This window comes from Anaeromyxobacter sp. Red801, from assembly GCF_049201065.2.
Lineage (GTDB): Bacteria > Myxococcota > Myxococcia > Myxococcales > Anaeromyxobacteraceae > Anaeromyxobacter.
This window is the reverse complement of sequence record NZ_CM181236.1, coordinates 2,075,731-2,089,416: the sequence shown is the minus strand read 5'-3', so window position 1 is coordinate 2,089,416 and position 13,686 is coordinate 2,075,731. Positions and strand designations below refer to the sequence as shown.

16 protein-coding genes and 1 tRNA gene are annotated in these 13,686 nt (G+C 74.0%); 5 read left to right on the top strand and 12 right to left on the bottom strand.

The features are described from left to right. Positions 1-51: 51 nt before the first annotated feature. The 5 genes from ACOQFB_RS09575 to ACOQFB_RS09555 form a co-directional block, all read right to left on the bottom strand. Positions 52-744, bottom strand: coding sequence for a ThiF family adenylyltransferase (locus ACOQFB_RS09575; RefSeq protein WP_421610947.1), 693 nt, complete (start codon positions 742-744; stop codon positions 52-54). A 22-nt stretch (positions 745-766) separates the two neighbouring features. Continuing rightward, positions 767-1,045, bottom strand: a complete 279-nt coding sequence (locus tag ACOQFB_RS09570) for a sulfurtransferase TusA family protein (RefSeq protein ID WP_059438706.1) — start codon at positions 1,043-1,045, stop codon at positions 767-769. Further along, positions 1,042-1,791 carry a ThiF family adenylyltransferase gene (locus ACOQFB_RS09565; protein ID WP_059438705.1) on the bottom strand — a complete coding sequence of 250 codons (750 nt, stop codon included), beginning with the start codon at positions 1,789-1,791 and terminating at the stop codon, positions 1,042-1,044. The genes ACOQFB_RS09570 and ACOQFB_RS09565 overlap by 4 nt, the downstream gene beginning before the upstream one ends. 63 nt (positions 1,792-1,854) lie before the next feature. Beyond that, positions 1,855-2,229 carry a hypothetical protein gene (locus ACOQFB_RS09560; RefSeq protein WP_059438704.1) on the bottom strand — a complete coding sequence of 125 codons (375 nt, stop codon included), beginning with the start codon at positions 2,227-2,229 and terminating at the stop codon, positions 1,855-1,857. Between the two features lies 1 nt (position 2,230). Continuing rightward, the gene (locus ACOQFB_RS09555; RefSeq protein WP_421610948.1) at positions 2,231-4,492 is read right to left on the bottom strand and encodes a TIGR02266 family protein; all 2,262 of its coding nucleotides are present in this window, start codon (positions 4,490-4,492) and stop codon (positions 2,231-2,233) included. Between the two features lie 187 nt (positions 4,493-4,679). On the opposite strand from ACOQFB_RS09555, the gene ACOQFB_RS09550 reads away from it, so the two are divergent. From ACOQFB_RS09550 to ACOQFB_RS09540, 3 genes are all read left to right on the top strand, one after another. After that, positions 4,680-5,996: an inositol-3-phosphate synthase gene (locus ACOQFB_RS09550; RefSeq protein WP_059439027.1), complete on the top strand. Its 1,317-nt coding sequence runs from the start codon at positions 4,680-4,682 to the stop codon at positions 5,994-5,996. Positions 5,997-6,029: 33 nt separating this feature from the next. Beyond that, on the top strand, positions 6,030-6,353 hold the full coding sequence (gene fdxA / locus ACOQFB_RS09545) for a ferredoxin FdxA (protein WP_011420590.1): 324 nt from the start codon (positions 6,030-6,032) through the stop codon (positions 6,351-6,353). A 91-nt stretch (positions 6,354-6,444) separates the two neighbouring features. After that, positions 6,445-6,526, top strand: a tRNA-Leu gene (locus ACOQFB_RS09540). 111 nt (positions 6,527-6,637) lie between these two features. Here the strand turns inward: ACOQFB_RS09540 and secG are convergent. The 5 genes from secG to ACOQFB_RS09515 form a co-directional block, all read right to left on the bottom strand. Further along, a complete protein-coding gene (gene secG, locus ACOQFB_RS09535) occupies positions 6,638-7,000 on the bottom strand; it encodes a preprotein translocase subunit SecG (protein ID WP_059439026.1) in 363 nt (120 codons plus the stop codon). Next, entirely contained in the window at positions 6,997-7,758 is a 762-nt protein-coding gene (gene tpiA, locus ACOQFB_RS09530) for a triose-phosphate isomerase (RefSeq protein ID WP_421610949.1), read from the bottom strand. Before tpiA ends, secG begins: the two co-directional genes overlap by 4 nt. A 2-nt stretch (positions 7,759-7,760) precedes the next feature. Beyond that, positions 7,761-8,951: a phosphoglycerate kinase gene (locus ACOQFB_RS09525; protein WP_421610950.1), complete on the bottom strand. Its 1,191-nt coding sequence runs from the start codon at positions 8,949-8,951 to the stop codon at positions 7,761-7,763. A gap of 6 nt (positions 8,952-8,957) precedes the next feature. Beyond that, entirely contained in the window at positions 8,958-9,959 is a 1,002-nt protein-coding gene (gene gap / locus ACOQFB_RS09520) for a type I glyceraldehyde-3-phosphate dehydrogenase (RefSeq protein ID WP_421610951.1), read from the bottom strand. 161 nt (positions 9,960-10,120) lie between these two features. Next, the gene (locus ACOQFB_RS09515) at positions 10,121-10,351 is read right to left on the bottom strand and encodes a hypothetical protein (protein ID WP_059439022.1); all 231 of its coding nucleotides are present in this window, start codon (positions 10,349-10,351) and stop codon (positions 10,121-10,123) included. A 230-nt stretch (positions 10,352-10,581) separates the two neighbouring features. On the opposite strand from ACOQFB_RS09515, the gene ACOQFB_RS09510 reads away from it, so the two are divergent. Together ACOQFB_RS09510 and ACOQFB_RS09505 are read left to right on the top strand one after the other, a co-directional pair. Further along, positions 10,582-12,174, top strand: coding sequence for an NAD(P)/FAD-dependent oxidoreductase (locus ACOQFB_RS09510; RefSeq protein WP_421610953.1), 1,593 nt, complete (start codon positions 10,582-10,584; stop codon positions 12,172-12,174). After that, positions 12,171-12,449 (top strand): hypothetical protein, encoded by a 279-nt coding sequence (locus ACOQFB_RS09505; RefSeq protein WP_421610954.1) that lies wholly within the window; start codon positions 12,171-12,173, stop codon positions 12,447-12,449. The genes ACOQFB_RS09510 and ACOQFB_RS09505 overlap by 4 nt, the downstream gene beginning before the upstream one ends. 133 nt (positions 12,450-12,582) lie before the next feature. Here the strand turns inward: ACOQFB_RS09505 and ACOQFB_RS09500 are convergent, their stop codons facing one another. Continuing rightward, positions 12,583-12,939 (bottom strand): cupin domain-containing protein, encoded by a 357-nt coding sequence (locus ACOQFB_RS09500; protein WP_059439019.1) that lies wholly within the window; start codon positions 12,937-12,939, stop codon positions 12,583-12,585. A gap of 30 nt (positions 12,940-12,969) precedes the next feature. Beyond that, complete coding sequence (locus ACOQFB_RS09495) at positions 12,970-13,686, bottom strand: SPOR domain-containing protein (protein WP_494492545.1); 717 nt, start codon at positions 13,684-13,686, stop codon at positions 12,970-12,972.

The following is a 13,686-nucleotide window of genomic DNA, read 5'->3' as shown; positions in this document are numbered from 1 at the left end:
CGCGCGCACCGGCCCGCGGGCTCCCCCGGGCGCGGGGTCGCTGGGGTTTCGTCAGGCCTCGGCGGGCTGGGCGCCGGCGCAGGCGCAGCCGGCGAGCCGCGCGGTGGGGCGGGCGGTGGCCACGCCGCGCACCAGCTCGACGCGCCGACCCGTCACGCTGCCCGGCTGGGCCATCAGGTGGATCAGCTCCGCCGCGCCGAGCGCGGCCAGCGCCGCGACGCCCGGCTCGGGCGGGCGGCCCGCGCCGGCGGTGGAGCGGGCGCAGGAGTAGCACGGGGCCCCCGGCGGCACCGAGACCACCGCGCCGCCGTCGCCGTCCGGCTCGACCACCACGTGCGGGATGCCGGCCCGGCGCGCCGCCTCCGCCGACGTGACCGCCTGCACCACCGACGGCGCGCAGACGAGCGCCGCGGTCGGCACGCCGCCGGTCGGATAGCGGTCCACCTGGACGAACGCGGACAGCGGCGCGAGGGCGCTCCGGGCCGCGTCCACCCGCGACGTGCCCACCGCCGAGGGCGGGAAGAGCCAGCCGGCCAGGTCCGCGGGCGACACGTCCTCGGGGTCGTCGAGCCAGAGCCGGCCGACGCCGGCCTGGACGAGGTACACGAGCGCCGCGGACGCGACCGCGTCGATCCCGACCACCCGCACGCGGGCGCCGAGCAGCCGCTCCTGGGCCTCCTCCCCGAAGCCGGGCACCAGCAGCTGCCGGGCCCAGCGCGCGATGCGATCGTCGCTCAGCGACATGGTTCCTCCGGCCGGGCGTGGCTCACGGGAGCACCGGCGCGTCGCCGGGGCGGCGCTTCTCGAGCAGCAGGCGGTACGCGCCGTCGCCCTCGGCCGGCAGCGGCTCCACCGCGAGCACGCGGTGCCCGTCCTCCTCGGCGCTGCGCGGGACGCTCTCCAGCGGCTCGCCGGCGCGCAGCCACACCTCGAGCGTCTCGCCCTCCGCGAGCCGCTCCAGCGCGATCCGCGTCTTCACCCAGGTCATGGGGCAGGCGAAGGCGCGGATGTCGATCCGGCTCGCCGCGCGCTCGGGGGCGGTCACGCCGCGCCCCCCGCCGGCGCCGCGGGCGCGTCGCAGGCCGCGGGCGCGCTGCTCCCCAGCACCTGGCGCCCGGCGCAGGCCAGGCACCCGGGGCGCTTGCGGACCAGCACCAGGCGCGACCGCCCGCTGCGCAGCTCGTAGGTGAACAGCCGCCCCTCGTACGTCCCGCGCTCGCCGGCGAGCAGGCGCAGCGCCTCGGCGGCGAGGAGCGCCCCGGCGAACCCGGCCACCGGCCCCAGGATCCCTGCCTGCGAGCAGGACGCGACCGAGCCCGGCGGCGGCGGCGCCTCGAACAGGCAACGCAGGCAGCCGCCCAGGCCGGAGGGCGCCACGGTGAGGAGCTGGACGGTGGTGCGGAGCACGCCCGCGTGCACCAGCGGGCGCCTCACCCGCGTGGCGGCGTCGTTGGCGAGGAACTTGGTCTCGAAGTTGTCCGAGCCGTCCACGACGACGTCGGCGGCGCCGGCCAGCGCCTCCGCGTTCGCGGCGTCGAACCGCTCGTCGCGGGCGTCCACCTCGACCGACGGGAAGATCGCCCGCAGCCGCGCGGCCGCGGCGGCGGCCTTGCGCCGGCCGACGTCGGCCTCCTGGAACAGCGGCTGGCGGTTCAGGTTCGACGTCTCGACGGCGTCGTCCTCGACGAGGACGAGCCGGCCCACCCCGGCCGCCGCCAGCGTGAGGAGGGCCGGGCCGCCGAGGCCGCCGGCGCCGATGACGAGGACGCGCTTGCCGGAGAGGCTGGTCATGGGACGCGTTCGCCTATATCCCGCCCCCGCCTCCCCGGCAACCGCGCCGGGGCGCGGGCCGCGTCAGAAGGTGAGCGCCCTGCCCGCGCGCGCGGCGCGCCAGAGCGAGGGCAGCGTGTCGATGGCGTCGAGCCGCCCGAGGACGTGATCCGGGTCGAGCCCGGCGAGCCGCACCGCGGTGTCGCACGCCACCACGCGCAGCCCCAGCTCGCGCCGGGCCTCCTCCAGCGCCTCCGCGAGCGGCGTCACGCGCGCCTCGGCCGCCGCCGGCGGCGCCCCCTCGTCGAAGCGCCCCGCCACCCAGAGCCGGAGCGGCTCGAAGAACAGCGCCACCGTGACCTGCTCGCCGAAGGCGGCCGCGGTCACGGCCAGCGTGGCCGCCTGGTAGCGGTCCTCCCAGCCGCCGCGGTGCAGGAAGACGACCAGCGGGCCGGCCATGTCACTTCCTCGGGCCGAACATGCGGCCGAACAGCCCCTGCCTCGGCGCCGCGGACGGCGGCGGGACGGGCGGGCGCGGGGCGCGCTCCAGCGGGCGGGCGCCGCGCGGCGCGGTCTGCGGCTCGGGCAGCTGGAGCTTCTGGCGGAGCGACTCGGGCGTGTCGAGCGTGGCGAGCTGCATGGCGGTGACCTGGCCGGTGGCGAGATCGCGCGCGGTGACGGTGAGGATGCCCTCGGCCCCGAGCGCGAACTCCACCGCCACCCGCACCTCGCCGCGCGGCCGCGCCGGCAGCCCCTCCACCCGCACCGTGCCGAGGTACTCGCACTCGGAGGCCTTGTCCGAGTCGCCCTGGAACACCTGCAGCTCGAGCTCGGTCTGGCCGTCGCGGGTGGTGGCGTGCTCGTGCGCCTTCCTCGCGGGGAGGCGCGTGTTGCGGGGGAACACCGGCGCCATCCGGCCGCCGGGCAGCCCGACGCCGATGCCCATGGCCAGCGCGTCGATCAGCACCACCGAGTCGATGCGGTGCGCCGAGTCGGCGAGCAGCGCCGCGCCGAGCGCGACCGCCTCGTCGGGGTGGACGCTGCGGTTCGGCTCGCGCCCGAGCGCCTCCTGGATCTTGCGCCAGACGAGCGGCATCCGGCTCTGGCCGCCCACGAGCAGGACCTCGTCCACGTCGCCCGGCCCGAGCCCCTTCGCGGCGAGCACCTCGCGGCACACCTCGATGGTCCGGTCCACCAGCCGCTCGGTGAGCGCCTCCAGCTCCTCCCGGGTGACCTTCACCTCGAGGCCCACGTCCTTGCCGTCCCGGTCCTTGCACAGGTACGGCACCTGGGCGACCGCCACCTCGCGGGTGGAGAGCGCGACCTTCGTCTCCTCGGCGGCGTCGCGGATGCGCTGCCACACCACCCGGTCCTCGGGCGGCGCGAAGCCGTGCTCCTCCATGAAGCGCCAGACCAGGTGGTCGAGCAGCTGCGCGTCGAAGTCCACGCCGCCGAGAAAGGTGTCGCCGCCGGTGGAGATCACCTCGTACACCTCGCCCTGGATCTCCAGCACCGAGGCGTCGAACGTGCCGCCGCCCAGGTCGTACACCAGCACCCGCTTGTCGAGCCCCTTGCCGAAGCCGAAGGCGAGCGCCGCGGCGGTGGGCTCGTTCACGATCCGGTCCACGGCGAGGCCGGCCAGGCGGCCCGCCTCGCGGACCGCGTTGCGCTGGTGGTCGTTGTAGTAGGCGGGCACCGTGATCACCGCGTGCTCCACCGGCGCCCCCAGCGCCTGCGCCGCGGTCTCGCGCATCTCCTTCAGGATCAGCGCCGCGATCTGCTGCAGCGAGAAGTCGCGGCCGGCGAAGCGCACCGCCGCGGCGCCGTCCGGGCCCGGGACGATCTCGTAGTGGAAGCGATCGCGGCACGCCTGCACCGTGGGCGAGGCGAACGGCCGCCCCACCAGCCGCTTCGAGCCGTAGACGGTGTTGCGCGGGTTCACCACCATCTGCGCCTTGGCGGCGTGCGCGACCAGCAGCCGCCCCTGCGCGTCGTAGGCGACCACCGACGGCAGCGTGCGGTAGCCCTGGCGCGAGGCGAGCACCTCCGGCTTTCCGCCCCGCACCACCGCCACGCAGGAGTTGGTGGTGCCGAGGTCGATGCCGATGACCGCGCCGCGCGCCTTCGCCGGCGGCGGGGGCGCCGGGGGAGCGGGCGTCGCCGGCGTGGGCCGGGCCGGCGACGCGGCCGGCGCGCTGGGCACGGCGGGCGCGGCCGGGCGTGGGGCGGGCGCGGCGGCGCCGGGCGGACGGCCCGGGGCCGGCGCGGCGGCGCGCGTCGCCGGCGCGGGCACGCCCGGGGGGCGTCCCGGGGGCGGCGCGGCGGCGGGCGGGCGGGCCGGCGGGGCCGCGGGGCGCGGCGGCTCGTCGCTCTGCGCCTCCGCGCCGCGGCCCGCCACCAGCCGGTCCACCAGCGCCCGGCTCTCGGGCGAGAGGTCCACGAACTTGATCCCCATGCCCGGGACGCGGGCCGGCTCGCCGGGCGCCGACGGGGGCGTGCTCCAGCGCACCACCCCGCTGCCGTGGATCACCTGGTCGCCGGACTCGAGCACCACGTCCAGGCGCAGCGGCGTCCCGGGCGGCTGCGGCTCGAGCGTCCGCACGAACAGGCCGCCGCGCGAGACGTTCAGCGCGAAGCGATCGACGAATTCGTCCACCGATCCGTAGGCCAGCCGGATGCGGAGCAAGACGGGGACACGGGGGTCGCGGCGTTCCTGCGGCATTTCGACGGATTGTACCCCTGACGGGCCGCCCCGCCAGCCCGAGCCCAATGGCGGCCCTTTCGCGACGGCCGGTGGCCTACGCTTCCGGTGAGCGGTCGCCCGCCCGGCCACGCGTCAGGCCTTGCGGCGGCGGCCACGGCCCGAAACCTTGTCGGGAGCGGTCGCGCACCGCCGGGAGGAAGCCAACGTGAGGAAGCCACGCTCGATCGCGCCGGCGAAGGGCCGGCTGGCCGTGCTCGTGCCGGGACTGGGCGCCGTCGCCACCACCTTGATCGCGGGGGTCGAGGCGGTGAAGCGCGGGATGGGCAAGCCGATCGGCTCGCTCACGCAGATGGGCACGGTGCGGCTCGGCAAGCGCACCGAGAAGCGGGCGCCGCTGGTCCGCGAGCTGGTGCCCATCGCCGCGCTGGAGGACGTGCGCTTCGGCGCGTGGGACCCGTTCCCGGACGACGCCTACGCGTCCGCGACCCACGCCTCGGTGCTCGACCACGCGCTGCTCGAGCAGCTGCGCGTCCCGCTGTCCGCGGTCCGGCCCATGCCGGCGGTGTTCTCGCCCGAGTACGTGCGCCGGCTCGACGGGCCGAACGTGAAGAAGGCGCCGAGCAAGCTGGAGCTGGGCGAGGCGCTGCGCGAGGACATCCGCCGCTTCCTGCGCGAGAACGACTGCGCCCGCGCGGTGATGCTGTGGTGCGCGTCCACCGAGGTGTACCTGGAGCCGTCGGCGGTCCACGCGGAGCTGGGGCGGTTCGAGAAGGCCATGGCGGCGAGCGACCCGGCCATCGCCCCCTCGATGATCTACGCGTGGGCGGCGCTGAAGGAGGGCGTGCCGTTCGGGAACGGCGCGCCGAACCTCACCGTGGACGTCCCGGCGCTGCAGCAGCTCGCCCGGAAGCAGGGCGTGCCCATCGCCGGCAAGGACTTCAAGACCGGCCAGACCATGATGAAGACGGTGCTCGCGCCGATGCTCAAGGCGCGGCTGCTCGCGCTGAACGGCTGGTTCTCCACCAACATCCTGGGCAACCGCGACGGCGAGGTGCTCGACGATCCCGGCAGCTTCAAGACCAAGGAGGTCTCGAAGCTCTCCGCGCTCCAGTACATCCTGCAGCCGGAGCTGTACCCCGACCTCTACGGCCACTTCGACCACCAGGTTCACATCGAGTACTACAAGCCGCGCGGCGACAACAAGGAGGGGTGGGACAACGTCGACATCGAGGGCTGGCTCGGCTACCCGATGCAGATCAAGGTGAACTTCCTCTGCCGGGACTCGATCCTGGCGGCCCCGGTCGCGCTCGACGTGGCGCTGTTCCTCGACCTGGCGCAGCGCGCCGGGATGTCCGGGATCCAGGAGTGGCTCTCGTTCTACTTCAAGAGCCCCATGGTCGCCGAGGGGCTCTACCCCGAGCACGACCTGTTCATCCAGCTCACCAAGCTGAAGAACACGCTCCGCCACCTGGCGGGCGAGGAGCTCATCACCCACCTCGGGCTCGACTATTACGAGCCGTAGATTAGGAACCCGTCCCCTCCTGGAGGACGCGCCATGGCCTACGTCGTCGCCGAGCCCTGCATCAAGTGCAAGTACACCGACTGCGTCGAGGTCTGTCCGGTGGACTGCTTCTACGAGGGGCCGAACTTCCTCGTCATCCATCCCGACGAGTGCATCGACTGCGGCGCCTGCGAGCCCGCCTGCCCGACCAAGGCCATCTTCCCGGAGGAGAGCCTGCCGGCGAAGTGGAACGAGTACGTCCAGCTCAACTCCGAGCTGAGCAAGGCCTGGCCGAACATCACCGAGAAGAAGGACCCGCTGCCCGAGGCCGAGGAGTGGAAGGACGTGGAGGAGAAGCGGGACAAGCTGGAGCGGTGACCGGCGCGGAATCCTCCGCCTTCCTGACCCGTTCGCGTTTTCCGCTGTTGCGCCCGGAACGGGCCTTTGCTAGAAACCGTCCGCTCCGAACGCCCAGGTGGTGGAACTGGTAGACACACCATCTTGAGGGGGTGGCGCCGTAAGGCGTGCGAGTTCGAATCTCGCCCTGGGCACACCGAACAGCAGAAAGGGGATCCGGCGAACCCGGATCCCCTTTTCTTTTGCCCTTCGCTGGAGTCCCCGGGGACGGGCGCCCGCGCGACGCGAGCGCCCTGCCCTCCTCGCTACTTCGCGGGCGCGGGCTGCGCCGGGGCCGCCGGCTGCTGGGCCGGGGCGGGCTGCGCGGGCGCCGGGAGCTGCGCGCCGGGCGCGAACGGCGCCGGGGCGGGCGCGGCCTCGCGCTCGACCACCGAGCTGGTGCGCGACGCGTGGTAGGCGAGCGTCAGCGAGGTGAGCATGAAGATGCCCGCCGACACGCTGGTGACCTTGCCGAGGAACGTCTGGGAGCCGCGGCCGCCGAACACCGTCTGCGAGCCGCCGCCGCCCAGGCCGGCGCCCATGCCCCCGCCCTTACCGGCCTGGAGCAGGATCACGAGGATGAGGAAGACGCAGACGAGGACGTGGAGGACGGTGACGAGCGTGATCAACGGAGTGCACCTTTCACGATGGCGAGGAAGTCCTTCGCCTTGAGGCTGGCCCCGCCGACGAGCGCGCCGTCGACGTCGGGCTGGGACATCAGTTCCTGGGCGTTCTCGGGCTTGACCGAGCCGCCGTATTGAATCCGGATCGCGTCCGCCACGGAACCCCCCATCTCGCGGAGGATCTTCCGGATGGCCGCGTGGACCTCCTGCGCCTGGGCGGAGGTGGCGGTCTTGCCGGTGCCGATGGCCCACACCGGCTCGTAGGCGACGGTCACCCGGCCCAGCGCCCCGGCGTCCAGCCCGGCGAGCCCCTGGCGCACCTGCCGATCCACCACCTCGAGCGTGCGGCCCGCCTCGCGCTCGGCGAGCGTCTCGCCGACGCAGACGATGGGCGCGAGGCCGGCGGCGAGCAGCGCGCCCACCTTCTTGCGCACGGCCTCGTCGGTCTCGCCGAACAGCTGGCGCCGCTCGCTGTGGCCCACGATGCCGTGCCGGCAGCCCGCCTCCGCCAGCATCGCGGCGGACACCTCGCCGGTGAACGCGCCCTGGGCCTCCCAGTGCACGTCCTGCCCGGCGACCTCGATCGCCGAGCCGGCCGCCGCCTGCGCGGCCGCGTGGACGGCCGTGAACGGCGGCGCCACCGCCACCTGCACCTTCCCGGCGACGTCGCCGAGCCCGGCGGCCAGCTCCTTCACGAGCTGGACCGCCTCGGCCACGGTCTTGTGCATCTTCCAGTTGCCGCAGACGAACTTGGTGCGGGGCACGCTCACTCCTCGCACGCCTTCACGCCGGGGAGCTCCCGCCCCTCGATGAACTCGAGGCTGGCGCCGCCGCCGGTGGAGACGTGCTTCATCTTGTCCACGAGGCCGGCCTGCTCGACCGCCGCGGCGCTGTCGCCGCCGCCGACGACCGTGACGGCCGGGCTCGCCGCCATCGCCCTGGCGACGCCGAACGTCCCCTCCGACCACGGCTTCTGCTCGAACAGGCCCATGGGGCCGTTCCAGAAGACGGTCTTCGCGCCGGCGATGCGCTGCCGGTAGCGGTCGAGCGTCTTCGGGCCGATGTCGAGCCCCATGAGGCCGTCGGGGATGGCGCGATCGTTCACCACCACGCGCTCCGCCGTCTCCTTGGGCTCCGCGCCGCAGACGTGGTCCACCGGGAGCAGCAGGTCCACCTTGCGGGCCTCGGCGCGCTCCAGGATCTGGCGGGCCAGCTCGAGCTTGTCCTCCTCGACCAGGCTCCGCCCCACCGGCACGCCCTGCGCCTTCAGGAACGTGTAGGCCATGGCGCCGCCCACGCAGACGGCGTCGGCCTTGGCGATGAGGTTCTCGAGCACCTTGATCTTGTCGGACACCTTGGCGCCGCCGACGATGGCCACGAACGGCCGCGCCGGGCTGCCGAGCGCCTTGCCCAGGTACTCGACCTCCTTCTGCACCAGGAAGCCGGCGGCCTTCTCCTTCACGAACCTGGCCATGCCGGCGGTGGAGGCGTGGGCGCGGTGGGCGGTGCCGAACGCGTCGTTCACCCACACGTCGGCCAGGCTGGCCAGCTCGCGGGCGAACGCCTCGTCGTTCTTCTCCTCCTCCGGGTGGAAGCGGAGGTTCTCGAGCAGCAGCACGTGCCCGTCCTTCAGGTCCCGCACCAGCTTCTTGACCCCGTCCCCGACGCAGTCGTCCGCCAGGATCACGTCCTGGGAGAGCAGCTCGGAGAGCCGCACCGCGGCGGGCTCGAGGGTGAGCTTGGTGCGGTCCTCCGGCTTGCCCTTCGGGCGGCCCAGGTGCGAGGCGAGGATCACCTTCGCCTTGGCCTGGATGGCGTGGCGGATGGTCGGCAGCGCGGCGCGGATGCGCGCGTCGTCGGTCACCCTGCCCTGCGGGTCGAGCGGGACGTTGAAGTCCACGCGGATGAAGACCCGCTTGCCCGCGAGCTCGAGGGCGTCGATGGTCTTGAGCGCCATGGCGGCCTACTTCGTGACGAGCTTCGCCACGTCCACCATGCGGTTCGAGAAGCCCCACTCGTTGTCGTACCAGGCGAACACCTTCGCGAAGTTCCCGTCGATGACGAAGGTGTTGGTGGCGTCGAAGATCGACGAGTGCGGGTTGTGGTTGTAGTCCACCGAGACGGTCGGCGCCTCGGAGTACTCGAGCACGCCCTTCAGCGCGCCCTCCGCCGCCTTCTTGAACTCCGCGTTGATCTCCTCGGCGGTGGCGCTCTTCTCCAGCTCCACCGTGAGGTCCACCAGCGAGACGTTCGGCGTGGGGACGCGCACCGCGGTGCCGTGCAGCTTGCCCTTGAGCGCCGGGATCACCTCGGCGACGGCCTTGGCGGCGCCGGTGGTGGACGGGATCATCGACAGCGCGGCGGCGCGGGCGCGGCGCAGGTCCTTGTGCGGCAGGTCGAGCAGGTTCTGGTCGTTCGTGTACGAGTGGATCGTCGTCATCAGGCCGCGCTTGATGCCGAACGACTCGAGCAGGACCTTCGCCACCGGCGTGAGGCAGTTGGTGGTGCAGGACGCGTTCGAGATGATCTTGTGCTTCGAGAGATCGAGCTGCTGGTGGTTGATGCCGTAGGCGACGGTGATGTCCGGGCCCTTCGCCGGGGCCGAGATCAGCACCCGCGGCGCGCCGGCCTGGAGGTGGCCCTCCGCCTTGGCGCGCTCGGTGAACAGGCCGGTGCACTCCAGCACCAGGTCCACCTTGTTCGCGGCGTGGGGCAGGTCGGCCGGCGACTTGATGGCCGTGACCTGGATCTCCTTGCCGTTCACCACGATGCCCTTGTCCGTCGCCTTCACCTCGGCGTTCAGGACGCCGTGCACCGAGTCGTACTTCAGCAGGTGCGCCAGGGTCTTCGTGTCGGTGAGGTCGTTGATGGAGACGAACTCGAGATCCTTCTCCCCGCGCTCGATGGCAGCGCGAACGATGCAGCGACCGATGCGACCGAACCCGTTGATTGCGATACGCGCCATGCGCCGCCCTCCTCCTGGGGGTTGAAAAGGTGGCCTAAGCTACTTTCCGCGACATGGGGAGTCAACGGAAACGAGGTGGGACGGGGGCCGGAAAAAAGCAAGGACGGCGCCGGGTTCTCCCGGCACCGTCCGCGCGCTCCGAAGTCGTCGGTGCGGTCGCGCTAGAGCGCGGCCCGCCAGCCTTCCTTCGCGTCCTCGCCGAGGAGCTGGGGCGGCGTGGCCCGGAGGGCCTCGGCCTCGTGCTCGCCCTTGAGATCCTGGGTGACGAGATCGATGAGCTCGGTCGAGAGGCTCAGGATCTGGTTGGGCGAGTAGCCGTTGCCACGCAGCTCCTTGAAGAGCGACTTCGCGAGGATCTGGGTTCCCTTGACGTCGAGCATGCCTGGCACCATTGAGTTTCTCCCGCGCGGAGCGGACCGGGCCGCGCCGCAAACGACCGTGGCCCCCGGAAGCAGCAAGGGGCGGGCCAAACCCGTTCGAAGGTGACGCCACCAATCTTTTCATGTAGTTGTGCCCTTCCAGGCCCTTTCCGGAGCCGAGGGCTGGTGCGTAGGCCGGTTCGCATCCCCTGCCCGCGTGACAGGCCGGCGCGTAACCCGCTTCGCGGTCTGAGAGGAGTCGCTTGCGGTACAGGGTCTCGAACATCCCGCTCTGGCTCGACGAGGACGAGGCGCTGCTGACGCGCCGCGCGGCCGAGCGCCTGGGCGTCTCGGCCGCGCACCTCCGCGACGCGCTGGTGATCCGGCGCTCGCTCGACGCGCGGAAGAAGGGCCACGCGCGCTGGCTGGTGAACCTCGAGGTGACGGTCGAGGGCGAGGTCCGCGGCGCGGGCGCCGACGTGACGCCCGCCCCCGCCCCCGAGCCGCCGGCGCCCCGCGTGCGCGCCCCGGCCGCCCGGCCGATCATCCTCGGGGCGGGCCCCGCCGGCCTGTTCTGCGCCTGGGAGCTGCTCGAGCGCGGCGTGCCGTCGGTGGTGGTCGATCGCGGCAAGCCGGTCGGGCCGCGCCGGCGCGACGTCGCCGAGCTGATGCGGTCCGGCGCGCTCGATCCCGAGTCGAACATGAACTTCGGCGAGGGCGGCGCGGGCGCGTACACCGACGGCAAGCTCGGGACGCGCATCCACCACCCCGCGGTGCGCAAGGTCGTGGAGCTGTTCGCCCGCTTCGGGGGCGTGTCGCGGATCCTGGCCGAGGGCAAGCCGCACGTCGGCTCCGACCTCCTGCCCGGCGCCATCTCCGCCATGCGCGAGGAGCTGGAGCGCGGCGGCTGCACGTTCCTGTGGGGCGCCCGCGCCGTGGACCTGGAGCTCGCCGGCGGACGCTTCCGCGGCCTGACGCTCGCCGACGGCCGGACGCTCGACTCGGACCGGCTGGTGCTCGCGCCCGGCAACAGCGCGCGGGAGCTGTTCGAGCTGTTCGCCCGCCGGGGCTGGCCCGTCGAGGCGAAGCCGTTCGCCGTCGGGTTCCGCGCGGAGCACCCGCAGCCGCTCATCGACCGCATCCAGTACGGCACCGAGCGGCGCCACCCCAGGCTCCCCCCGGCGGACTACAAGCTGGCCGACAACCCGCGGGTCGCGGGCGAGGCGCGCGGCGTCTTCTCGTTCTGCATGTGCCCCGGCGGCGTGGTGGTCCCCACCCCGACCGAGCCCGAGATGCAGTGCACGAACGGCATGTCCAACTCGCACCGCAGCTCGCCGCTCGCGAACGCGGGCATGGTCGTGGCGGTCTCGCCCGCCGACTTCGCCGCCGAGGGCTTCGAGGGACCGCTCGCCGGGCTGGAGTGGCAGCGCAAGTGGGAGCGGGCGGCCTTCCGGCTCGGCGGCGGCGGCTACCACGCGCCGGCGCAGCGGCTGTCGGCATACCTCGCCGGCCGCCCCGGTGCGCCGCCCGGCCGCACCTCGTACCGCCCCGGCGTGGTGCCCGCCGACCTGTCGCAGCTCTTCCCGGCGGCGGTGCGCGACGCGCTCCGCGCCGGGCTGCGCAGCTTCGAGAAGCGCATGCACGGGTTCGTCACCGACGAGGCGCTGCTCATCGGCGTCGAGACCCGCACCAGCGCGCCCTGCCGCCTGGTGCGCGGCGACGACCTGCAGAGCCCGGCGCTCCGCGGCGTCTATCCCGCCGGCGAGGGCGCCGGGTACGCGGGCGGCATCGTCTCGTCGGCGGTGGACGGCCTGCGCGTCGCCGAGGCCATCGCCGCGGAGCTGGGGCCGGCATGAGGCGCGCGCCCATGCGCTACCACGTGCGGGACGCGAGCGGCCGGGAGCTGGTGGTCCCGTCGCTCGCCGACCTGCACGCGCTCTACGCGCACGGCTTCCTCGGCGACGACGACCTGGTCCGCGCGGAGACCTCCGACCGCTGGACGCGCGCCGGGGCCATGCACGCGCTGCAGGGCGTGCGCGAGACGCGCGCCGAGAGCCCGCGGAAGGTGGCGCTGCTCGTCGCGGCGCTGGTCGTCATCGCGACCGCGATCGGGATCCTGCTCTCGCGCTGACGAGACGCGCTCCCGCCGCCGCGCGCCCTGCCGCGCCCCGCCGCCGGCGCGCGGGTGCGTTCGCGCCCCGGAGCGCGTGCGAAGCGGCCGGCGCGCCTGCGCGAGGCAACCCCGGCGTCGCCCGCGGCCCGGCTCAGCGCCCGTAGTCGTCCTGGACGCGCACCACGTCCTCGACCTCGGGCGTGGACACCTCCAGCACGTCGCAGTCGGTGATCGCGCGCATGCGGTGCACCGTGCCCGGCCGCACGTGGTAGCTGTCGCCCGGGCGCATGGGGTGATCGACCAGGCGGCCGTCCTCCTGGAGGACGAGCACCATCTCGCCGCTCCAGAGGTGGATCGTCTCGTCCTTCTTCACGTGGTACTGCAGCGAGAGCTGCGTCCCCGCCTTCACGTGCAGGAGCTTGCCGACGTAGCGCTCGGTGTGGGCCCACCACAGCTCGTGGCCCCAGGGCTTCTCGACGCGCTTCGGGTTCTCGAACGTGCTCGTCATGTGTCTGCGGCTCCCGACGTGAAGCTAGGCTCACCGGCTCGCGGTCACGAATCCCTTCGCCCCGGATTCCCGCTCGGCGTCGCGCAGGTAGCGCTCCGCCTCCGCGCGGGTGGCGAAGCTGCCCGCCCGCACCCGGAAGAAGCGGCCCTTGCCCGGGACGTCCGCGGCCTCGATGCGCGGCGAGAGCGCCCGGTACTTCGCGGCGATCCGCTCGGCCTCGGTCCGGCTCTGGGTGGCGGCGAGCTGGACCACGAACGCGCCGGCCGCGGCGGGCTTCGGCGCCGCGGCCACCGGCGCCGCCGGCGCGGCGGCCGGCTTCGGCGACGCCGCGGGCGCGGGGGCGGCCGCGGGCTTCGCCGGCGCGGTGGCCGCGACGGCGGGCGCCGGGGCGGGCGCGGCGGCGGGGGCCGGCGCCGCCGCGGCGGGCGCGGGCGCCGGGGCGGTCGCGGGGCGCGCCTCGACGGGCGGCGGCGCGGACGGCTTCCCCTTGGGAAGCTGGTCGTAGAAGGTCAGGTCGTTCCGGGCCGGGGCGGCCGGCGCGGCCACCGGGACGCGGTCGAGCGCGTCCAGATCGCCGGCGCCGCGGACCGCCTCCGCCTGGCGGGCGGCCATCTGCCGGCCCACGTTCAGCCCCAGGACGAAGATGACGCCCAGGATCACCAGCGCGCCGACCACGATCGACGCGATCTGGCGGCCGTCCAGGGACAGCTCGAACTTCTCACGGCTCCGGGCGTTCTCTTCGCGCAT